Annotated in this window: 18 protein-coding genes; 12 read left to right on the top strand and 6 right to left on the bottom strand. The window is 63.7% G+C overall.

All coding sequences use genetic code 11. From position 1 onward, the window contains the following. Window positions 1-229 precede the first annotated feature (229 nt). Together NKJ73_RS16555 and NKJ73_RS16550 are read right to left on the bottom strand one after the other, a co-directional pair. Entirely contained in the window at window positions 230-2,035 is a 1,806-nt protein-coding gene (locus NKJ73_RS16555; RefSeq protein WP_023676811.1) for an IlvD/Edd family dehydratase, read from the bottom strand. A 236-nt stretch (window positions 2,036-2,271) separates the two neighbouring features. Beyond that, on the bottom strand, window positions 2,272-3,456 hold the full coding sequence (locus NKJ73_RS16550; RefSeq protein WP_023676810.1) for an Mrp/NBP35 family ATP-binding protein: 1,185 nt from the start codon (window positions 3,454-3,456) through the stop codon (window positions 2,272-2,274). A gap of 194 nt (window positions 3,457-3,650) precedes the next feature. On the opposite strand from NKJ73_RS16550, the gene NKJ73_RS16545 reads away from it, so the two are divergent. Further along, entirely contained in the window at window positions 3,651-4,028 is a 378-nt protein-coding gene (locus NKJ73_RS16545; protein ID WP_023676809.1) for a VOC family protein, read from the top strand. 38 nt (window positions 4,029-4,066) lie between these two features. Here the strand turns inward: NKJ73_RS16545 and NKJ73_RS16540 are convergent, their stop codons facing one another. Continuing rightward, on the bottom strand, window positions 4,067-5,071 hold the full coding sequence (locus NKJ73_RS16540; protein ID WP_023676808.1) for an inorganic phosphate transporter: 1,005 nt from the start codon (window positions 5,069-5,071) through the stop codon (window positions 4,067-4,069). Continuing rightward, on the bottom strand, window positions 5,071-5,712 hold the full coding sequence (locus NKJ73_RS16535) for a DUF47 domain-containing protein (RefSeq protein WP_023676807.1): 642 nt from the start codon (window positions 5,710-5,712) through the stop codon (window positions 5,071-5,073). The genes NKJ73_RS16540 and NKJ73_RS16535 overlap by 1 nt, the downstream gene beginning before the upstream one ends. 193 nt (window positions 5,713-5,905) lie before the next feature. Here NKJ73_RS16535 and NKJ73_RS16530 point away from each other — a divergent pair, with 193 nt between their 5' ends. The 10 genes from NKJ73_RS16530 (at window position 5,906) to NKJ73_RS16485 (ending at window position 16,241) form a co-directional block, all read left to right on the top strand. Continuing rightward, complete coding sequence (locus NKJ73_RS16530) at window positions 5,906-6,805, top strand: LysR family transcriptional regulator (RefSeq protein WP_023676806.1); 900 nt, start codon at window positions 5,906-5,908, stop codon at window positions 6,803-6,805. A gap of 133 nt (window positions 6,806-6,938) precedes the next feature. Beyond that, on the top strand, window positions 6,939-7,418 hold the full coding sequence (locus tag NKJ73_RS16525; protein WP_023676805.1) for a formate dehydrogenase subunit gamma: 480 nt from the start codon (window positions 6,939-6,941) through the stop codon (window positions 7,416-7,418). Then, window positions 7,415-8,971, top strand: a complete 1,557-nt coding sequence (locus NKJ73_RS16520) for a formate dehydrogenase beta subunit (RefSeq protein WP_023676804.1) — start codon at window positions 7,415-7,417, stop codon at window positions 8,969-8,971. The genes NKJ73_RS16525 and NKJ73_RS16520 overlap by 4 nt, the downstream gene beginning before the upstream one ends. Window positions 8,972-8,983: 12 nt before the next feature. Beyond that, window positions 8,984-11,896: a formate dehydrogenase subunit alpha gene (gene fdhF, locus NKJ73_RS16515; protein ID WP_352570240.1), complete on the top strand. Its 2,913-nt coding sequence runs from the start codon at window positions 8,984-8,986 to the stop codon at window positions 11,894-11,896. Window positions 11,897-12,098: 202 nt separating this feature from the next. Continuing rightward, window positions 12,099-12,926, top strand: a complete 828-nt coding sequence (gene fdhD, locus NKJ73_RS16510; protein ID WP_502897325.1) for a formate dehydrogenase accessory sulfurtransferase FdhD — start codon at window positions 12,099-12,101, stop codon at window positions 12,924-12,926. Next, the gene (locus NKJ73_RS16505; RefSeq protein WP_352570237.1) at window positions 12,916-13,224 is read left to right on the top strand and encodes a formate dehydrogenase subunit delta; all 309 of its coding nucleotides are present in this window, start codon (window positions 12,916-12,918) and stop codon (window positions 13,222-13,224) included. The genes fdhD and NKJ73_RS16505 overlap by 11 nt, the downstream gene beginning before the upstream one ends. A gap of 106 nt (window positions 13,225-13,330) precedes the next feature. Further along, window positions 13,331-14,884, top strand: a complete 1,554-nt coding sequence (locus NKJ73_RS16500; protein ID WP_352570236.1) for an alpha/beta fold hydrolase — start codon at window positions 13,331-13,333, stop codon at window positions 14,882-14,884. Window positions 14,885-14,995: 111 nt separating this feature from the next. Next, window positions 14,996-15,469, top strand: coding sequence for a carboxymuconolactone decarboxylase family protein (locus tag NKJ73_RS16495; protein WP_352448517.1), 474 nt, complete (start codon window positions 14,996-14,998; stop codon window positions 15,467-15,469). Window positions 15,470-15,554: 85 nt separating this feature from the next. Then, entirely contained in the window at window positions 15,555-15,917 is a 363-nt protein-coding gene (locus NKJ73_RS16490) for a nuclear transport factor 2 family protein (protein WP_023676394.1), read from the top strand. Window positions 15,918-16,052: 135 nt separating this feature from the next. Continuing rightward, window positions 16,053-16,241 (top strand): hypothetical protein, encoded by a 189-nt coding sequence (locus NKJ73_RS16485; protein ID WP_352570235.1) that lies wholly within the window; start codon window positions 16,053-16,055, stop codon window positions 16,239-16,241. Between the two features lie 101 nt (window positions 16,242-16,342). Here the strand turns inward: NKJ73_RS16485 and NKJ73_RS16480 are convergent, their stop codons facing one another. Beyond that, on the bottom strand, window positions 16,343-16,843 hold the full coding sequence (locus tag NKJ73_RS16480) for an MmcB family DNA repair protein (protein WP_023676393.1): 501 nt from the start codon (window positions 16,841-16,843) through the stop codon (window positions 16,343-16,345). A 740-nt stretch (window positions 16,844-17,583) separates the two neighbouring features. Then, window positions 17,584-17,883, bottom strand: a complete 300-nt coding sequence (locus NKJ73_RS16475; protein ID WP_352570234.1) for a DUF1330 domain-containing protein — start codon at window positions 17,881-17,883, stop codon at window positions 17,584-17,586. Window positions 17,884-18,033: 150 nt separating this feature from the next. Between NKJ73_RS16475 and NKJ73_RS16470 the strand changes: the two genes are divergently transcribed. Then, window positions 18,034-18,360, top strand: a complete 327-nt coding sequence (locus NKJ73_RS16470) for a GYD domain-containing protein (protein ID WP_352476054.1) — start codon at window positions 18,034-18,036, stop codon at window positions 18,358-18,360. Window positions 18,361-18,467: the final 107 nt, after the last annotated feature.

The raw sequence follows: 18,467 nt of genomic DNA, 5'->3' as shown, positions 1-18,467 counted from the left end.
ATTTGTCGCGCTCGCTTGTCAAGCATTGCCGTTCTCGCGGGAGCAATCGCTGTTGACAAATGACCGCGTCCAACCCTGTGCCGGGCATTTCTGCCCATTAACGGCAGGCTATCGCAGGTGGAAAGCCGAGGCTTTCGCTCTACGATGTACCCCCACCCCTACCCCTCCTGGCGCTGACCTCGGCAAATTGCCTGCACCGGCGGCTGGCTCGTGCGACGGAACCCTGGTGTCAGTGATTGTCCCTCGGTACGCCGCTTGTATGCGCCACATCCTGGTATTTCACCGCCGGCTTCAGCACCATGCCTTCGGAAAACTGGTCGACCATGCCACGCTGGATCTCCTGCCACGGCGTCTGGTGCATGGGATAGTGATAGCCGCCATTGTTCTGCAGCTCGGCGCGCCGCCGCGTGATCTCGTCGTCGCTGACGAGGATGTCGGCGGTGCCCTTGCGCAGATCGACGCGGACGCGGTCACCGGTCTTCAGCAGCGCCAGCCCGCCGCCGATGGCGGCTTCCGGCGAGGCGTTGAGGATCGAGGGCGAACCCGACGTGCCCGACTGGCGGCCGTCGCCGATACAGGCCAGCGCGTGGATGCCCTTTTTGATCAGATAGGCCGGCGGCTGCATGTTGACGACTTCGGCGCCGCCGGGATAGCCGATCGGGCCGGCGCCGCGCATGAACAGGATGGTGTGCTCGTCGATGCCCTGTGCCGGATCGTCGATGCGGGCGTGGTAGTCCTCGGGCCCGTCGAACACCATGGCGTTGCCCTCGAAGGCTTCGGGGTCCTTCGGGTTCGACAGATAGCGCTCGCGGAATTCGGGCGAGATGCCGCTGGTCTTCATGATCGCCGAATCGAACAGATTGCCCTTGAGATTGATGAAGCCGGCATTGGCTTTCAGCGGCTCGGCAACCGTGCGGATGACGTCGAAGTTCTCGTTGACGGCGCCGCTGCAATTGTCGCCGATGGTCTTGCCGTTAGCTGTCATGGCTTCCGGATAGGGCAGCAGGCCGCCCTTCATCAGTTCGGCGACCACGGCCGGCACGCCGCCGGCATGGTGATAGTCCTCGCCGAGATATTCGCCCGTCGGCTGCAGATTGACGATGAGCGGTATGTTGAGGCCGACCTTCTGCCAATCGTCATTGTCGAGCGAAACGCCGAGATGGCGGGCGATGGCGTTGAGGTGGATCGGCGCATTGGTCGAGCCGCCGATCGCCGAGTTGACGACGATGGCGTTCTCGAAGGCCTTACGGGTCATGATGTCGGAGGGCTTCAGATCCTCATGCACCATGTCGACGATGCGCTTTCCGGTCTCGTAGGCGATCTGGCCGCGCTCGCGATAGGGGGCGGGGATAGCGGCCGAGCCCGGCAATTGCATGCCGAGCGCCTCGGCCAGCGAATTCATCGTGGTGGCGGTACCCATCGTGTTGCAATAGCCGGTCGACGGCGCCGAGGAGGCAACGATATCCATGAACTCGTCATAGCCAATCTCGCCGGCCGACAGGCGCTGGCGCGATTCCCAGACGATGGTGCCGGAGCCGGTGCGCTTGCCCTTGTGCCAGCCGTTGAGCATCGGGCCGACCGAAAGCGCGATAGCCGGAATGTTGACGGTGGCCGCGGCCATCAGCATGGCCGGCGTCGTCTTGTCGCAGCCGATGGTGAGCACCACGCCGTCGAGCGGATAGCCGTAAAGCACCTCTACCAGGCTGAGATAGGCAAGGTTGCGGTCAAGTGCAGCAGTCGGCCGCTTGCCGGTCTCCTGGATCGGGTGGCAAGGGAACTCGAAAGGGATGCCACCCATCGAGACGATGCCTTCGCGCACGCGCTTGGCCAGTTCGATGTGATGGCGGTTGCAGGGCGACAGGTCGGAGCCGGTCTGGGCGATGCCGATCAGCGGCTTGCCGGACATCAGTTCGGCCCGCGTCAGCCCGTAATTCAGGTAGCGCTCCAGATAGAGTGCCGTCATGCCCGGATTGTCGGGATTGTCGAACCACTCCTGCGAGCGAAATTTTTTCTTGTGGGTGGGGGCGCCTGCCATCGTGGTCTCCGTATTTGTATGACAAATCGATATGACAACGCGCGGGAGCAGGCAAGGGGCACGCGCCATCCGAATCCGCTCTTTGGTACGAAAGACATACATCTGCCTCCGCGCTAGACGGGATCGTGGTTTGTCAGCCCGCTATCCCGGAGAGTTGGAGCGCGTCGCCGCGAACCCACCCGGCCCTTCCGGCCACCCTCCCCTCAAGGGTACCACTTGGGGGAGGGACATCCGTATCACTCGAATACGATGCTCGGCACTGCAGCCTCGGCCGCGCCGCGCTCTTCATTGACGCGGTCCCAGACCTTGGCGGCGATGTCGCGATAGATTTTCGCCTCAGCGCCATCCGGCTTGGAGACCACCACCGGCGTGCCGGCATCGGAGCTTTCGCGGATGCCCATCTCGAGCGGCACTTCGCCAAGGAAGGTGACGCCGAGACGCTCGGCCTCGCGGCGGGCGCCGCCATGGCCGAAGATGTCGTAGCGTTTTCCCGTATCGGGGGCGAGAAAATAGCTCATGTTTTCGACGATACCCAATAGCGGCACGTCGACCTTCCTGAACATGTTTAGGCCTTTGCGCGCATCGATCAGGGCCAGGTCCTGTGGCGTCGAGACGATGACGGCGCCGGCCAGCGGCACCTGTTGGGCCATGGTCAGCTGGGCGTCGCCGGTGCCGGGCGGCATGTCGACGACGAGCACATCAAGCGGTCCCCATTCGACCTCGCGCAGCATCTGCGTCAATGCCGACATCACCATCGGCCCGCGCCAGATCATCGGCGTCTCCTCATCGACGAGGAAGCCCATCGACATGACCTTGAGGCCATAATTCTGCATCGGCTTCAGGATCTTGCCGTCGACGGTCTGCGGCCTGCCACGAATGTTGAGCAGACGCGGCATGGAAGGGCCATAAATGTCGGCATCGAGCACCCCGACCCGCAGCCCGTTGGCGGCAAGCCCAAGGGCGATATTGACGGCGGTGGTCGACTTGCCGACGCCGCCCTTGCCGGAAGCGACGGCGATGATCGCTTCGATGCCGGGTACGCCGCGCTTGCCCTGGCTGTGCGAGGCGGGCGCCTGCGGCGCGGGACGCGCAGGTGCGGTCGGCGGAGCGGGCCTCTGAGCCGGTCTTTGCGGAACCGGCGCCTCCATGCCGCCGCCCTTCTTTTCCGCCGTCAACGCGACCACGGCGCCGGCAACACCGGGGATCGCCTTGACGACACGTTCGGCCGCCGCACGCAGCGGTTCCATCTCCTGGGCACGGGCAGCGGGAACGGTGATCGAAAAGAACACCTTGGCATCGGCAATGAAAATCTCGGAAACCAGGCCGAGGTCGACGATATTGCCGGTGAAATCCGGCCCATTGACCGTCTTCAGGCGCTCGATAACGATTTCCTTGGTCACGTTTTCATTGGCGGCGGGCATGAGTTTTTCCTCTACTTTTCCGCTCCAGATAATGCAGTTCCGGAACAGAACCAAGCGATGGACCACCAATTGCAGCGGCGTATCGGGGAGGCAGCGAGCATATGACGGCATTTCCAGTGGGAGCAGCCGTCGCCAAATCGTCAACGCAGCCTATTTCATGAGCATGGAATGACAGCCAGGGAAGGAGACGAATCATGCTCGCAAACAGCAACGCGACGGCCAATCTCGCCGTGAAGGACCTGGCCAAGGCCAAGGCATTCTACGAAGGGGTCCTTGGCCTGAAAGAGGTGCACAATGAAGGTGGCGAACTGATCGTCTATAAAAGCGGCGACACCAGCATCAACGTCTACCGTTCGAACTTCGCTGGGACCAACAAGGCGACGGCTGTGACATGGACGGTCGGCGACGAACTCGGCAAGATCGTTGAGGCATTGAAATCGAAGGGCGTGACCTTCGAGCATTACGACATGCCAGGCCTGACGCTGGAGGGCGATGTTCATGTCGGTCAGGGCATGAAGGTCGCATGGTTCAAGGATCCGGACGGCAACATCCTGAACCTTGTGGATAGGTAGATACGGCGCATCGCCTGCCGCGCAGTGCTACGGTGCTGTCACCATGCCAGGCCGACCGCGAGGTAGGTGAGAGCCGCGATCGCCGCGGTTGCCGGCAGGGTGACGATCCATGCCACCACGATGTTACCGGCAATGCCCCAGCGAACGGCGGAGACGCGGCGGGCGGCGCCGACGCCGATGATGGCGCCGGTGATCGTGTGCGTGGTCGATACAGGAATACCGAGCCAGGTGGCGGCGAACAGGGTGATCGCTCCGCCGGTCTCGGCGCAGAAACCCTGCATCGGGTTCAGCCGGGTGATCTTCGAGCCCATCGTGTGGACGATGCGCCAGCCGCCGAGCAACGTGCCCAGCGCCAGCGCCGACTGACAGGTGATGACGACCCACAGCGGCACGTAAAAATTCGCGCCGAGCATGCCTTGCGAATAGAGCAGCACGGCGATGATGCCCATAGTCTTCTGCGCGTCGTTGCCGCCATGGCCGAGCGAATAGAGCGAGGCGGAAAAGAACTGCATGACGCGGAAGGTGCTGTCGACGGCGAACGGCGTCCGCCGCACGAACAGCCAGGAGACCGCGAGGATCAGGACGAGCGCCAGCAGAAAACCTGCCGCCGGCGATAGCACGATGGCCGCCGTCGTTTTGCCCAACCCGGTCCAGACGATGGCGCCGGTGCCTGCCTTGGCAACGCCGGCGCCAACCAAACCGCCGATCAGAGCGTGCGAGCTGCTGGACGGGATGCCGACGAGCCAGGTGACGATATTCCAGACGATGGCGCCGACAAGTGCTGCAAAGATCACTGCCGGCGTGACGATGCTGGCGTCGATGATGCCGGTTCCCAGCGTCTCCGCCACGTGGAGACCGAAGAACATGAAGGCGATGAAATTGAAGAAGGCCGCCCAGAACACCGCATAATGCGGCCGCAGCACCCGGGTGGAGACGATGGTGGCGATAGAGTTGGCGGCATCGTGCAGGCCGTTGAGGAAATCGAAGAACAGCGCGACGACGACAAGGCCGACCAGCACCGGAAAGGCTATCGCGGCTTCCACTATACGTTCTCGATGACGATGCCGCTGATTTCGTTGGCGACGTCCTCGAAGCGGTCGACCACCTTTTCCAGCTGGCCGTAGATCTCGCTGCCGATCAGATAGGCCATAGGATCGCTGCGGCCGTGCCGCTTGAACAGGTCCTTCAGGCCCTGTTCGTGCAGGTCGTCGGCCCGGCCTTCGGCGCGCATGACTTCCTCGGCGATGGCGTTGAGGCGCACCGTGTGCGCCCCGACCTTGCCGAGAAGCGGGATCGCCTCGGCCACCAACTTGGCGGCCTCGACGATGACGCCCCCCATTTCCTGCATCAGCGGGTCGAATTCCTTCTTTTCGAACAGCTTTACCGTCTTGACGGTCTTGTGCATCATGTCGATGGCATCATCCATCGACTGGATCAGGTCCTTGATGTCGCCGCGGTCGAAGGGCGTGATGAAGGAGCGGCGCACGGCCAGCAGCACTTCCGCGGTGATCTGATCGGCTTCGTCCTCGAGATCGATGATCGTCTGACACCAGCGGTCGATGTCGTTGCCCTGCAAAAGCTGCTGCAGTGCCTCGGCGCCACCGACCACGGTGCGGGAATGCCGCTCGAACAGGTCGAAGAAGCGATCTTCGCGCGGCAAAAGCTTGCGGAACCAGCCCAGCATGTTCGGTCTCCCGTCGTGTCCAGTCCACGACCCCGTCTCATTCACATAGCGCCGCATTCCATCGCGGGAAACAGTAAGCCGGCTGAAAGATGTGGATGCGGACGATTTAGACAGGCGGCTTGCGGCCGAAGGCGATTTCCACGACGTTGCGCGCTACAATCGGACACAGCGTCCGTGACAGGCTCCCGACGGCATGATCGATAAGCTGGAATTCTTCATAGCACTTGCCAGGGAAGAACATTTCGGCCGGGCGGCGGAGGTGTGCGGCGTCACCCAACCGACGCTTTCGGCCGGCATCAAGCAGCTGGAAGGCCAGCTCGGCGTGATGCTGGTGCTGCGCGGCTCGCGCTTCCAGGGATTGACGCCGGAAGGCAAGCAGGTGTTGGTGTGGGCGCGCCGCATCGTCGGCGACAGCAGGACCATGCGCGAGGAGATGCGGGCGGCACGCCACGGCCTGTCAGGGCGCATCCGCATCGCCGCGATCCCGACGGCGCTGGCCATGGTGGCGCGACTGACGACGCCGTTTCGGGCAAAGCACCCCGGCGTCACCTTCTCGGTGCTGTCGCGGACCTCGATCGAGGTGCTGTCGCTGCTCGGCAATTTCGACATCGACGCCGGTATCACCTATCTCGACAACGAGCCGCTCGGACGCGTCACCAGCGTGCCGCTCTACGACGAGCGCTACCAGCTGATCACCGCCGTCGGGAACCCCTATTTCGACCGCGACAAAGTGACATGGGCGGAACTCAGTCAGCTGCCGCTCTGCCTGCTGACGCCCGACATGCAGAACCGCCGCATCATCGACCAGCATCTGGCCGAAGCCGGCGTGCAGGTGCGGCCGACATTGGAATCCAACTCGATGATCGTGCTGTTTTCGCATATCCGCACCGGCAAATGGTCGTCCATCATGCCGCTTAACCTTGCGGAAACGTTCGGCTTTTCCGAGCCGATCCGGGCTATCCCGATCGTCGAGCCGGATGCCAGCCACACCGTCGGGCTGGTGGCGGCACGGCGCGAACCGCACACGCCACTGGTCTCGGCGCTGTTGGACGAGGCAATGGCGCTGGCGGACGATTTCCGCGCCCGCCGCTAGGCTAGACAAGGCTGGTGACCGCGAACGATAGAAAATTTCTATCGAGCAACGGATCGGCTTTATTGATTTAGCGGGTTTCCTCTGATTTCCTAAGCACTTAGCGGAAGACCGCCACGACCAGGGAGGGCGCTGCATGACGATGCAGCCTGCAAGTACCGAGATCGCATCGCGCACCGCGGCGATCATCCACGAGCTGAAAGGCCTCGAAGGCCCGCTGCTGCCGATCCTGCACGGCATCCAGGAAGAGTTCGGTTATGTGCCGCAGGACGCGCTGCCGGTCATCGCCGAGGCGCTGAACATTTCCAGGGCCGAGGTGCACGGCGTCGTGACCTTCTATCACGATTATCGCAGCCAGCCGGCTGGCCGCCATGTGCTGAAGCTCTGCCAGGCGGAAGCCTGCCAGTCGATGGGCTCGGATGCGATTGCCGCCAAGCTCAAATCATTGCTGGGCATCGGTTTCCACGAGACAACCCGCGACGGTTCGGTGACACTGGAGCCGGTCTATTGCCTCGGCCTTTGCGCCTGCTCGCCGTCGGCAATGCTGGATGACGAGGTGATCGGGCGGCTCGACGACGAAAAGCTCAACGAGATCGTTGCCGAGGTGCGCTCATGATCCCGCGTATCTATATTCCCGGCGATTCCGGCGCGCTGGCGCTCGGTGCGGAAAAGGTCGCCAAGGCGGTTCGTGCGGAATTGGCCGAGCGCGGCATCGAGGCCAAGATCGTGCGCAACGGCTCGCGCGGCGCCTATTTCCTCGAGCCGATGGTCGAAGTGGCAACAGCTAATGGCCGCGTCGCCTATGGGCCGGTGAAGCCCTCCGACGTCAAAAGCCTGTTCGACTGCGGCTTCCTCACCGGCGGCCACCACAAGCGCTGGCTGGGCGCACCGGACAAGATCCCGTTCCTTGCCAGGCAGACGCGGCTGACCTTTGCGCGCTGCGGCGTCACCGATCCGCTGTCGCTCGATCACTACAAGGCGCATGGCGGGCTGAAGGGCCTGCAGAATGCAGTGGCGATGACGCCGGCCGAGGTCGTCAAGCAGGTGACCGAGTCCGGGCTGCGCGGTCGCGGCGGCGCCGGCTTCCCGACCGGCATCAAATGGAAAACTGTGCTCGATACGTCGGCCGACCGCAAATACATCGTCTGCAATGCCGATGAAGGCGATTCCGGCACGTTCGCCGACCGCATGATCATGGAAGGCGACCCCTTCGTGCTGATCGAAGGCATGGCGATCGCCGGCATCGCCACCGGCGCGACCAAGGGCTTTATCTATATCCGCTCCGAATATCCGCACGCGGTGGCGGTGATGCAGAAGGCCGTCGAGATCGCCCGCAAGGCCGGCGTGCTCGGCGTCAATGTGCTCGGCTCGGCCAATTCATTCGACATGGAAGTGCGCGTCGGCGCCGGCGCCTATGTTTGCGGCGAGGAAACCGCCCTGCTCGACAGCCTCGAAGGCAAGCGCGGACAGGTGCGGGCCAAGCCGCCGCTGCCGGCGCACAAGGGCCTGTTCGGCAAGCCGACAGTGATCAACAACGTCATCTCGCTGGCCTCGGTGCCGGTGATCATGGACAAGGGCGCTGCCTTCTACAAGGATTTCGGCATGGGCCGTTCGCGCGGCACCATCCCGATCCAGATTGCCGGCAACGTCAAGTATCCCGGTCTCTACGAGGCCGCGTTCGGCATGACGCTGGGTGAGATCGTCGACGATATCGGCGGCGGCACGGCGACCGGGCGTCCGGTCAAGGCGGTACAGGTCGGCGGTCCGCTCGGCGCCTATTTCCCGCGCGCCCTGTTCGACACGCCGTTCGACTACGAAGCGTTTGCGGCCAAGGACGGGCTGATCGGCCATGCCGGCATCGTCGTTTTCGACGACAGCGCCGACATGCTGAAGCAGGCACGCTTCGCCATGGAATTCTGCGCCATCGAGAGCTGCGGCAAGTGCACGCCGTGCCGCATCGGCTCGACGCGCGGTGTCGAGGTGCTGGACCGGCTCTCCCAGAACGTCGAACCGGAAAAGCAGATCGCGCTGGTCACCGACCTTTGCAACACGATGAAGTTCGGCTCGCTTTGCGCTCTCGGCGGCTTCACCCCATATCCAGTGATGAGTGCACTCAACCATTTCCCGGACGACTTTCGGCCGACGCCGGTCGCCGAAGCAGCGGAATAGGAGCGGACAGGTATGAACGCGGCATTCGACATCAAATCGCTGGTCCAGGAAATCGACTACGGCACACCCGCCTCTGAAGCGGAACAAAAGGTAACGCTGACGGTCGACGGCAAGTCGGTGACGGTGCCGGCGGGGACCTCGATCATGCGCGCTTCGATGGAAGCGGGCGTCGAAATCCCGAAACTCTGCGCCACCGACATGCTGGACTCGTTCGGCTCCTGCCGGGTCTGCCTCGTCGAGATCGACGGGCGCGGCGGCACGCCGGCCTCGTGTACGACGCCGGTCGGCGAAGGCATGGTCGTGCATACGCAGAGCGACCGGCTAGACGCCATTCGCCGCGGCGTGATGGAACTCTACGTCTCCGACCATCCTGCGGCGTGGGGCGAGAAGGCCGGCACTGGCGCCAGCGAGTTCGACAAGGTCGTCAGGACGGTCGGCCTGACCGAGAACCGCTATGGCGTGGACGGCCGCAACCACGTCAAGCAGGAAAACGGCGTGGCGCCCGGCCATGGCTCGCTGACCATCGATTACATCGCCCGCGATGAATCGAACCCGTATTTCACCTACGATCCGACGCAGTGCATCGTCTGCTCGCGCTGCGTGCGCGCCTGTGAGGAGGTGCAGGGCACGTTCGCGCTGACCATCGAGGGCCGCGGCTTCGAATCCAGGGTCTCGGCCGGCATGCACGAGGCGTTCGTCGATTCCGAATGCGTGTCGTGCGGGGCCTGCGTGCAGGCCTGCCCGACCGATGCGCTGAGGGAAAAGACCGTGCTGGCGAAGGGCCTGCCCGAGCGCTCGACCGTCACCACCTGCGCCTATTGCGGCGTCGGCTGTTCGTTCAAGGCCGAGGTCAAGGGCGACGAGGTCATCCGCATGATGCCCTACAAGGCAGGCAAGGCCAACCACGGCCACTCCTGCGTCAAGGGCCGCTTCGCCTATGGCTACGCGACGCACAAGGACCGTATCCTGAAACCAATGATCCGCGAGAAGGTCAGCGATCCGTGGCGCGAAGTGTCGTGGGAAGAGGCGCTCACCCATACGGCGAATGAATTCCGCCGCATCCAGTACCAGTACGGCCGCACCTCGATCGGCGGCATCACCTCCTCGCGCTGCACCAACGAGGAGACCTACCTCGTCCAGAAGCTTGTCCGGCAGGGCTTCCGCAACAACAATGTCGATACCTGCGCCCGTGTCTGCCATTCGCCGACCGGCTATGGTCTCGGCCAGACCTTCGGCACCTCCGCCGGCACGCAGGACTTCGATTCGATCGAGCAGACGGACGTGATCCTGCTGATCGGCGCCAATCCGACCGATGCGCATCCGGTGTTCGCCTCGCGCATGAAGAAGCGCATGCGCGAGGGCGCCAAGCTGATCGTGCTCGATCCGCGCCGCACCGACATCGTGCGCTCGGCCCACGTCGAGGCGCAGTTCCATCTGCCGCTGAAGCCGGGCACCAACGTCGCCATGCTGACCGCACTTGCCCATGTCATCGTCACCGAGGGCCTGTTCGACGAGGCCTTCATCCGCGAGCGCTGCGACTGGGACGAGTTCCAGGACTGGGCATCGTTCGTGGCGCTGCCGGAAAATAGCCCGGAAGTGGTCGGCCAGCTTGCAAATGTCGATCCCGACGACATACGCGGCGCGGCGCGGCTCTACGCCCGCGGCGGTAACGGCGCGATCTATTACGGCCTCGGCGTGACCGAGCACAGCCAGGGCTCGACCACCGTCATCGCCATTGCCAACCTCGCCATGGCGACCGGCAATATCGGCCGGCCGGGCGTCGGCGTGAACCCGCTGCGCGGCCAGAACAATGTGCAGGGCTCCTGCGACATGGGCTCGTTCCCGCACGAGCTTCCCGGCTATCGCCACATTTCAGGCGACGCGGTGCGCGCCATCTATGAGAGCCTGTGGGGCGTCAAGCTCGACGACGAGCCCGGCCTGCGCATCCCCAATATGCTGGATGCGGCCGTCGACGGCTCGTTCAAGGGGCTCTATGTGCAGGGCGAGGACATCCTGCAGTCGGACCCCGACACCAAGCATGTCGCCGCCGGTCTCGCCGCGATGGAATGCGTCGTCGTGCACGACCTCTTCCTCAACGAGACGGCCAACTACGCGCATGTGTTCCTGCCCGGCTCGACGTTCCTCGAGAAGGACGGCACCTTCACCAATGCCGAGCGCCGCATCAACATGGTGCGCAAGGTGATGGAGCCGAAATGCGGCTATGCCGACTGGGAAACGACGCAGGAGCTCGCCAAGGCGCTCGGCCTCGGCTGGAACTACATGCATCCGTCCCAGATCATGGACGAGATCGCCAAGACAACACCAAGTTTCGCCGGCGTTTCCTTCGACCTTCTCGACCGGGTGGGCTCGGTGCAGTGGCCCTGCAACGAGAAGTCGCCGGAAGGCACGCCGATCATGCATATCGGCGGCTTCGTGCGCGGCAAGGGCAAGTTCATCCGCACCGAATACGTCGCGACCGACGAAAGGACCGGACCGCGCTTCCCGCTGCTGCTGACCACCGGCCGCATCCTGTCGCAATACAATGTCGGCGCGCAGACCCGGCGCACCGACAATGTGGTCTGGCATAGCGAGGACCGGCTGGAGATCCATCCGCACGATGCCGAAAATCGCGGCCTGCGCGACGGCGACTGGGTGCGGCTGACCAGCCGCTCCGGCGAGACGACGCTGCGCGCGCTGATCACCGAGCGGGTGTCGCCGGGCGTCGTCTATACGACCTTCCACCATCCCGACACCCAGGCTAACGTCATCACCACCGACTTCTCCGACTGGGCGACCAACTGCCCGGAATACAAGGTGACCGCGGTGCAGGTGGGTGCATCCAACGGCCCGTCGGAATGGCAGCGCGACTATGACGAGCAGGCAAAGCAAAGCCGCCGCATCGCCCCGCTGCAAGCAGCGGAGTAGCGGTTTTGGTTTCGTGCCGGAGTACCCCCCTCTGGCCTGCCGGCCATCTCCCCCTCAGGGGGGGAGATTGGATGTCATCTCGACTTTCGCCAATCACCAAAGTCGAAAGGTGCGCCGCGACGCCTGAACTGCCGATCTCCCCCCTTGAGGGGGAGATGCCAAATGATGACAAAGAGGGCAGGCCAGAGGGGGGTGCCGCGTGATGCCCAAACGTCGTGCTGTCACACAGATCAGCCGCCTCGCGCGCCGCGCCGGCGGCACTGCGGCCGCCAACCGCATGGTGCCGGAAGAGACGCCGGTGGCGTTCTCCTTTGCCGGCACCACGCATGCGGTGATGATGGCAAGCCCGGCTGATTTCGAGGATTTCGCGCTCGGCTTCTCGCTGACCGAAGGCATCATTGCCTCGCCGGACGAAATCGAAGCGATCGAGGTCGAGGATCACGGCGCCGGCATCGATATCCAGATCCGGCTGAAGGACCAGGCCAACACCCGCTTCGAAGCGCGGCGGCGCAGGCTGGCTGGGCCGGTCGGCTGCGGGCTGTGCGGCATCGAATCGATCGAGGAGGCGATGCGCTCGGTAAACCCGGTCGGTGCGTCGCAACTTACACTTCAGGCCAATGACATCGTCCGCTCGGTCAAGCTTTTGTCGAAGCTGCAGCCGCTGCACGCCGAGACCGGTGCCGTCCACGCCGCCGGTTTTTACCTCCCCGGCAAGGGCATCGTCATGGCGCGTGAGGATGTCGGCCGCCACAACGCGCTGGACAAGCTGGCTGGCGCGCTGGCCAAAGCCGGTATCGACGGCAGGTCGGGGGCCGTCGTCGTCACGTCGCGCGTTTCGGTCGAGATGGTGCAGAAGACCGCGGCGATCGGCTCGGCCGTCATCATTGCCGTCTCGGCGCCGACCGCACTTGCCATCCGCACCGCGGACGATGCCGGCATGACGCTGGTGGCGCTGGTGCGCGGCGACGATTTCGATATTTTTACCCATCCTGACCGAGTGGTTTCCGGAGTTGCCAAGCATGTCGCATGACGAGGGCCACCTCATGAGCACCAGCGAAAAGCTGGTTCGCATGGCCAACCAGATCGCCGCCTTTTTCCACTCAAAGCCGCGCGAGCAAGGCATTGCCGGCGTCGCCGAGCATATCAACAAGTTCTGGGAGCCGAGGATGCGCCGGCAATTGTTCGAGATGCTGGACAGCGGCGGCGAAGGGTTCAACGAGCTTGTCGTCGCGGCCGCGCCACACATCAAGCGGCCTGGCGCGCCGGAGGGCGCAGGTTTCAGCGCTGGCGGAGCGAACACCGAGACGACCGCCGCGTCACAGAAGTAGGCGCCGCGGGCCCACATTCACGCTCTCTAAAGTTTCATCTGCCGCAAGCTGCGCGCCTCTGCTATGATCGGCGACAAGAATTCGTCGGGTCGGGCGGACAAACCTCGTGAGGCCGATCGAAACTCGATACGCGCTCAGTGGCGACGTGCGGATCGCCTATCAGGTGGTCGGCCAGGGATCGCTCGATCTCGTCTTCGTGCCGGGTTTCATTTCCAATCTCGACCTGCACTGGGGAGACGAGGGCTACACCCGGCTGTTGAAGCGGCTTTCCGCGTTCTCACGGCTGATCCTGTTCGACAAGCGCGGCACCGGTCTGTCCGATCGCGTCGATGCCCACCATCTGCCCAGCCTCGAAACCCGCATGGACGATGTGCGCGCGGTGATGGATGCGACCGGCAGCGGCCGCGCCGCCTTGCTCGGCGCTTCGGAAGGCGCGCCGATGGCAATGCTGTTCGCCGCCACCTACCCGGAGCGGACGCGGGCGCTGGCGCTTTATGGCGGCTATTCGCATTTCCACAAATGGGTGATGCCGCCGGAACGCCTGGAGGCGTTCATCGCGACGGCGGAGACCGCATGGGGCACCGGCGCCACCCTGCCGCATTTCGCACCCGGCCGCGTCGACGATCCGCGTTTCGCCACATGGTGGGCGCGCTTCGAGCGGCTGTCGGCGAGCCCGACCGCGGCAATCGCCCTGGCCCGCATGAATGCAGCTATCGACGTGCGCGGCGTGCTGGCGGCGATCAGCGCACCGACGCTGCTGGTCCATCGCCGCAACGATGCGCGCGTCGACCCGGAGGCCAGCCGCTTCCTGGCAAGGAAGATCCCGAATTCGCGGCTGGTCGAGGTGCCCGGGCGCGATCACCCGATCTGGACCGGCGATGTCGACCGGGTGGCCGATCTGATCGAGGAGTTCCTGACCGGAGCGCGCGCCGTTGCCGAGGCCGAGCGCGTGCTGGCTGCACTGCTGGTCACCCGGATCTACGACACGGCGCGGCTTGGCGACCGCATGTGGAGCGAGCGCAGCCAGCGTTTTCAGGAAACATGGCGGCTGCTGGTCGGGCGCCATGGCGGCCGCCCGGCCGGCACGAATGGCGAGCTGATGATGGCGCGCTTCGACGGCCCGGCGCGGGCCGTACGCTGTGCGGCGGCGCTGCGCGATGCGGCGCAGGAGATCGGCGTCGCCAGCGCGCAGGGCGTGCATGTCGGCGAGGTCGAGTTGCGTGGGCCGCCGACGGGGTTGACGGCGCGCGTGACGATGCAGCTTGCCGCGCATGCCGGGCGCGGCGACATCCTCGCTTCGCGGCTGGTCGCCGACCTCGCCGCCGGTTCAGGCCTTCATTTCAATGACGCCGGGCGCATCGCGCTTGACGAGCTGGATGAGCCGCTGGCGCTGGTGCAGGCGACCTCGGAACAGCATCTGGAGCCGGCCTGCCGGCCGAAGGCCAAGGCTACCGAGCCGGCCGCACTGACGGCACGCGAAAGCGAGGTGGTGAACCTCATCGCCGATGGCAAGAGCAATGCCGCGATCGCCGCCGAACTCGGGCTGAGCGAACACACCGTCAAGCGCCACGTAGCCAATATTCTGCTCAAGCTGGACCTGCCGTCGCGGGCGGCGGCGGCGGCGTTCTCGGCCCGGCACGCTGGCCCGCACGGGCCATAGGAGCCATGGCGCTTTCGGGCGAAGCGGCCGGGCATGCGTAAGCGCTATCACTTCGTCCCATGCAGGCCAGGCGGATGTCGCCGGGAAAGGCGCTGCGAAGGGAGGAATAAAATGCTGAAGTCGACACTCAAATCACTGGTGCTGGCGGCAGGCGTTGGCGCGCTGTTGGCGATCGTTCCTGCCAAGGCCGAAGACGCCTCGGCGACGGCTGCCTACAAGGACATCCAGGCAACGCTCGGCTCGGTACCGGACATGTTCAAGACGCTGCCGGACGTCGCCGTTGCCGGCGCCTGGGCCGAGATCAAGGGCGTGCAGCTCAACCCAAACACCGCGCTCGACGGCAAGACCAAGGAATTGATGGGCCTCGCCGTCGCCTCGCAGATCCCCTGCCAGTACTGCATCTATTTCCACACGCAGGCGGCCAAGCTCAATGGCGCCAGCGACGAGGAGATCAAGGAGGCGGTGGCGATGGCGGCGATCGTGCGCCACTGGTCGACGATGCTCAACGGCAGCCAGGTCGATCTCGCCACTTTCAAGAAGCAGTCCGACGAGGTGTTCGCGGCCGTCAAGGCGAAGTCGCAGTGAAGAAGCCACTGCCCGGCGGCGAGCGCCGGGCAGTGCCTGATCAAGCAACCACCCGATCCGAGAAGACGGGCCTATGGAGGAAAAATTGCCGACCAAGACACAGACGATAGACGGCGCTGCGATCAAGAAGGCGATTGAGGGCCGTGATGGAAAATTGCTGGCGAGCTTCTATGCCGACGACGCATTGGTGCGGGTGATCGACCGCAACAACCCGCCGAGCAAGCCGCGCGAAATCCGCGGGCGCGCTGCGATCACCACGTTCTGGGACGACATCTGCAGCCGGGCGATGACCCACAAGGTCGACACCACCATCGCCGACGGCAACAATCTCGCCTTCACCCAGGCCTGCGCCTATCCGGACGGGACCAAGGTGTTCTGCGCGGCGATGCTGGAGCTGAAGAACGGCCTGATCGTGCGGCAGACCGTCGTGCAGGCATGGGACGAGTGAGGCGGCGGCGATGTTCAGTGCCAGGTGGCAGATCGACGCCAAGTTCGGCCACAAGCAGACCGTGCTCGAACTATTAAAGAATGAGAACGCGAGATCGGCTCGCAGGTCGGCCTCGACGACCTCAAGTTCCAGATCATGACCGAATCGAACGGCGCGCGGGAAGCGACGGTCGGGTCACATCACCAGGTCGAAAGCCTCGCCCAATTGGAGGCGTTCTTCGCCAGGATCGCCAAGATCGACGCGCACGCCAAATGGGGCAAGGAGATGGAGCCCTATGTCGTGTCGGGCACCAGCCTGTGGAACATCTACCGCATCGTGGAATAGCAGTCCGGCTTACTCCCTTCTCCCCGTCACTTACGGGGAGAAGGTGGCGGCAGCCGGATGAGGGGCAGCGCGACGTCTATAATTACGGAGAGCGCAAACCTCTATTCGCTCTCGCCGTCCAGCGCGGGCACCGACACGCCGGCAAGCTCCGCCGCCAGCAGCCGCGACGCACCGGCGCGTGCGATCCTCAGCATCAGCGCCTTGCGCGTTGCCGCCGCCATGCGGTGCTCGGGCGCATCGCGCAAAATCTCGGCGCCGTAACCGTCGGAGAGAATGAAGCCGCACTCCTGCGGAAAAATTTCCTGGGGTACGCCGGGATGGGTGGCGAAGAAGAACCGGTCGGAATGCAGCCGGTAGTCCGGCCATTTGCGGTCGACCCTGAAATCCTCGATCGAGGATTTGATCTCGATGATCCAGATGTCGCCCTGGCGGGTCAGCGCAACCAGGTCGGCCCGCCGGCCGGTGGCCAGCGACAGTTCGGGCAAGACATGCGCGCCCATCTGCCTGAGCAGCCGCTGCACGCCGCGCCTGACCAGCATGGCGCGCTCCGACTGGCGGCCGTCGATGAGCGGATTGAGGGGTAGAGGTGAGATGATCGGCATTACCGCACCATGCCAGATTTTGTTCACGGTTTGAACCCGGTCGCGGCGATTATCTGGCTGACAAACCTAATCTGCAAAATACTGTGGAGCGGGCGCTACAAGGCCCGCCCTTCCACAAGGCGGGCCGCTCGCGTTATGAATGCGTTTCCTACTGGTGAGGGGAGCTATGTTTTCGCGAGGCGTCGCGGTTGATCTAATATTCACCGCTGCAGGCCCGATAGTGGTCGCAGCATAATCAAAAAGGTGGCGAAGCATGGTTACTGAGAATGCAAGTTTGACGGTCGAGCAGACTAGGCTCAATAGGATGCTCACGCGGGGCGTCGTATTTTCCGTCATTTGGCTCGCCGGTTTCGGGTCTTCTTATGCACTCTACCAGGGGCTTCTGGCGCGACGGATGATAAAAATGAATCCCGTGCTTCGGGGAAATGGCCGCGCCTGGTGGTGCATCATTGTGGGAGGGCTTGGGGCCGCAGCCTTATGTGCGATAGTTGGCGCCGGCATTTTCAATGCCATGACACAACCCTAGGTCACGCTGCAACACCGCCTGCCGATCTGGTGTTGGGTCATATTGATTTGTAGGTCCCGTCAATGAGTGCTTCCGGCGTCATCCTCCCATCATTGGCCGTCATTTCCCGCCCGCAAGTTTAAAGCTTGCTGATTCATATCAGAATGCTCCTGTCCCGTCGCCGGGCCGCACCAGATATGGCAACTCAGATTTGCCATTGTCATCGACCCGGCCCTCAGCTAATCGGCATCATCCCTTCCAGGGCAATAATTCTCGTCTTTGCGCAGCGTTCGCGGATGGCTTTGAGGCGGCTGTATTCTGGAGAGTCGTACCATGCCAGGAGGGACGCCATGTCCGGGAATTCGACAATGACGAGGCGATGAGGTTCCCAATCGCCCTCCAGAACTTTGGTGGCTCCGCCGCGAGCGATGTACCTCCCCCCATAGCGGGCTTCGGTTGCCGGCACATCCCGGCGGTATTCCTCGAAAACGGCGGCGTCGGTTATGTCTACATCAGCAATGAGATATGCGGCCATTGACCTTACTCCCTGAAAAAAACATTGAAACAGGTCTATTAGCGGCCCCGCAACTAAGCCAGCGGTACTACGCCTCGGAAACGACTCGCGTTCTCCCGGATTGGGGCGCTTAACTGTCTTGGTGGGGGCAGCTCTGGGAGGAGACGAACCATGCCGATGTATCTCACGCGATTCAGCTACAGGCCCGAAACCTGGGCGCGCTTGATGGATAATCCCGAGGATAGACGCGAGGCTGCCCGTTCCTACATCGAGTCGGTCGGCGGAAAGCTGCACGGGTTCTGGTATGCCTTCGGAGAGTACGATGGCTGGAACCTATGGGAGGCGCCGGACAACGTGTCGATGGCATCCGTCATGCTCGCCATCGGTGCGGGAGGCGCGCTCAGCTCTTACGAGACCACCGTGCTGCTAAGTGTCGAAGAGACGATGGAAGCCCTTGGGAAAGCCAAGTCGATCCGGTATCGCCCACCGGGATCGTGACCGCCGCCCGCGCTTTGCGGAGTGTCGAAGGCTGGTAACGCTTGCTCGCGAACTGCGCACGTTCCTAAACTTTTGCGCAAAAGAGTCCACTGCGGCTCTTGGCAGCG

Origin of the sequence: Mesorhizobium sp. M0074 (assembly GCF_040322975.1) — a bacterium.
Classification (GTDB): Bacteria; Pseudomonadota; Alphaproteobacteria; order Rhizobiales; family Rhizobiaceae; genus Mesorhizobium.
The sequence above is the reverse complement of the archived record's forward strand: the minus strand, read 5'-3'. Positions and strand labels throughout refer to the sequence as shown.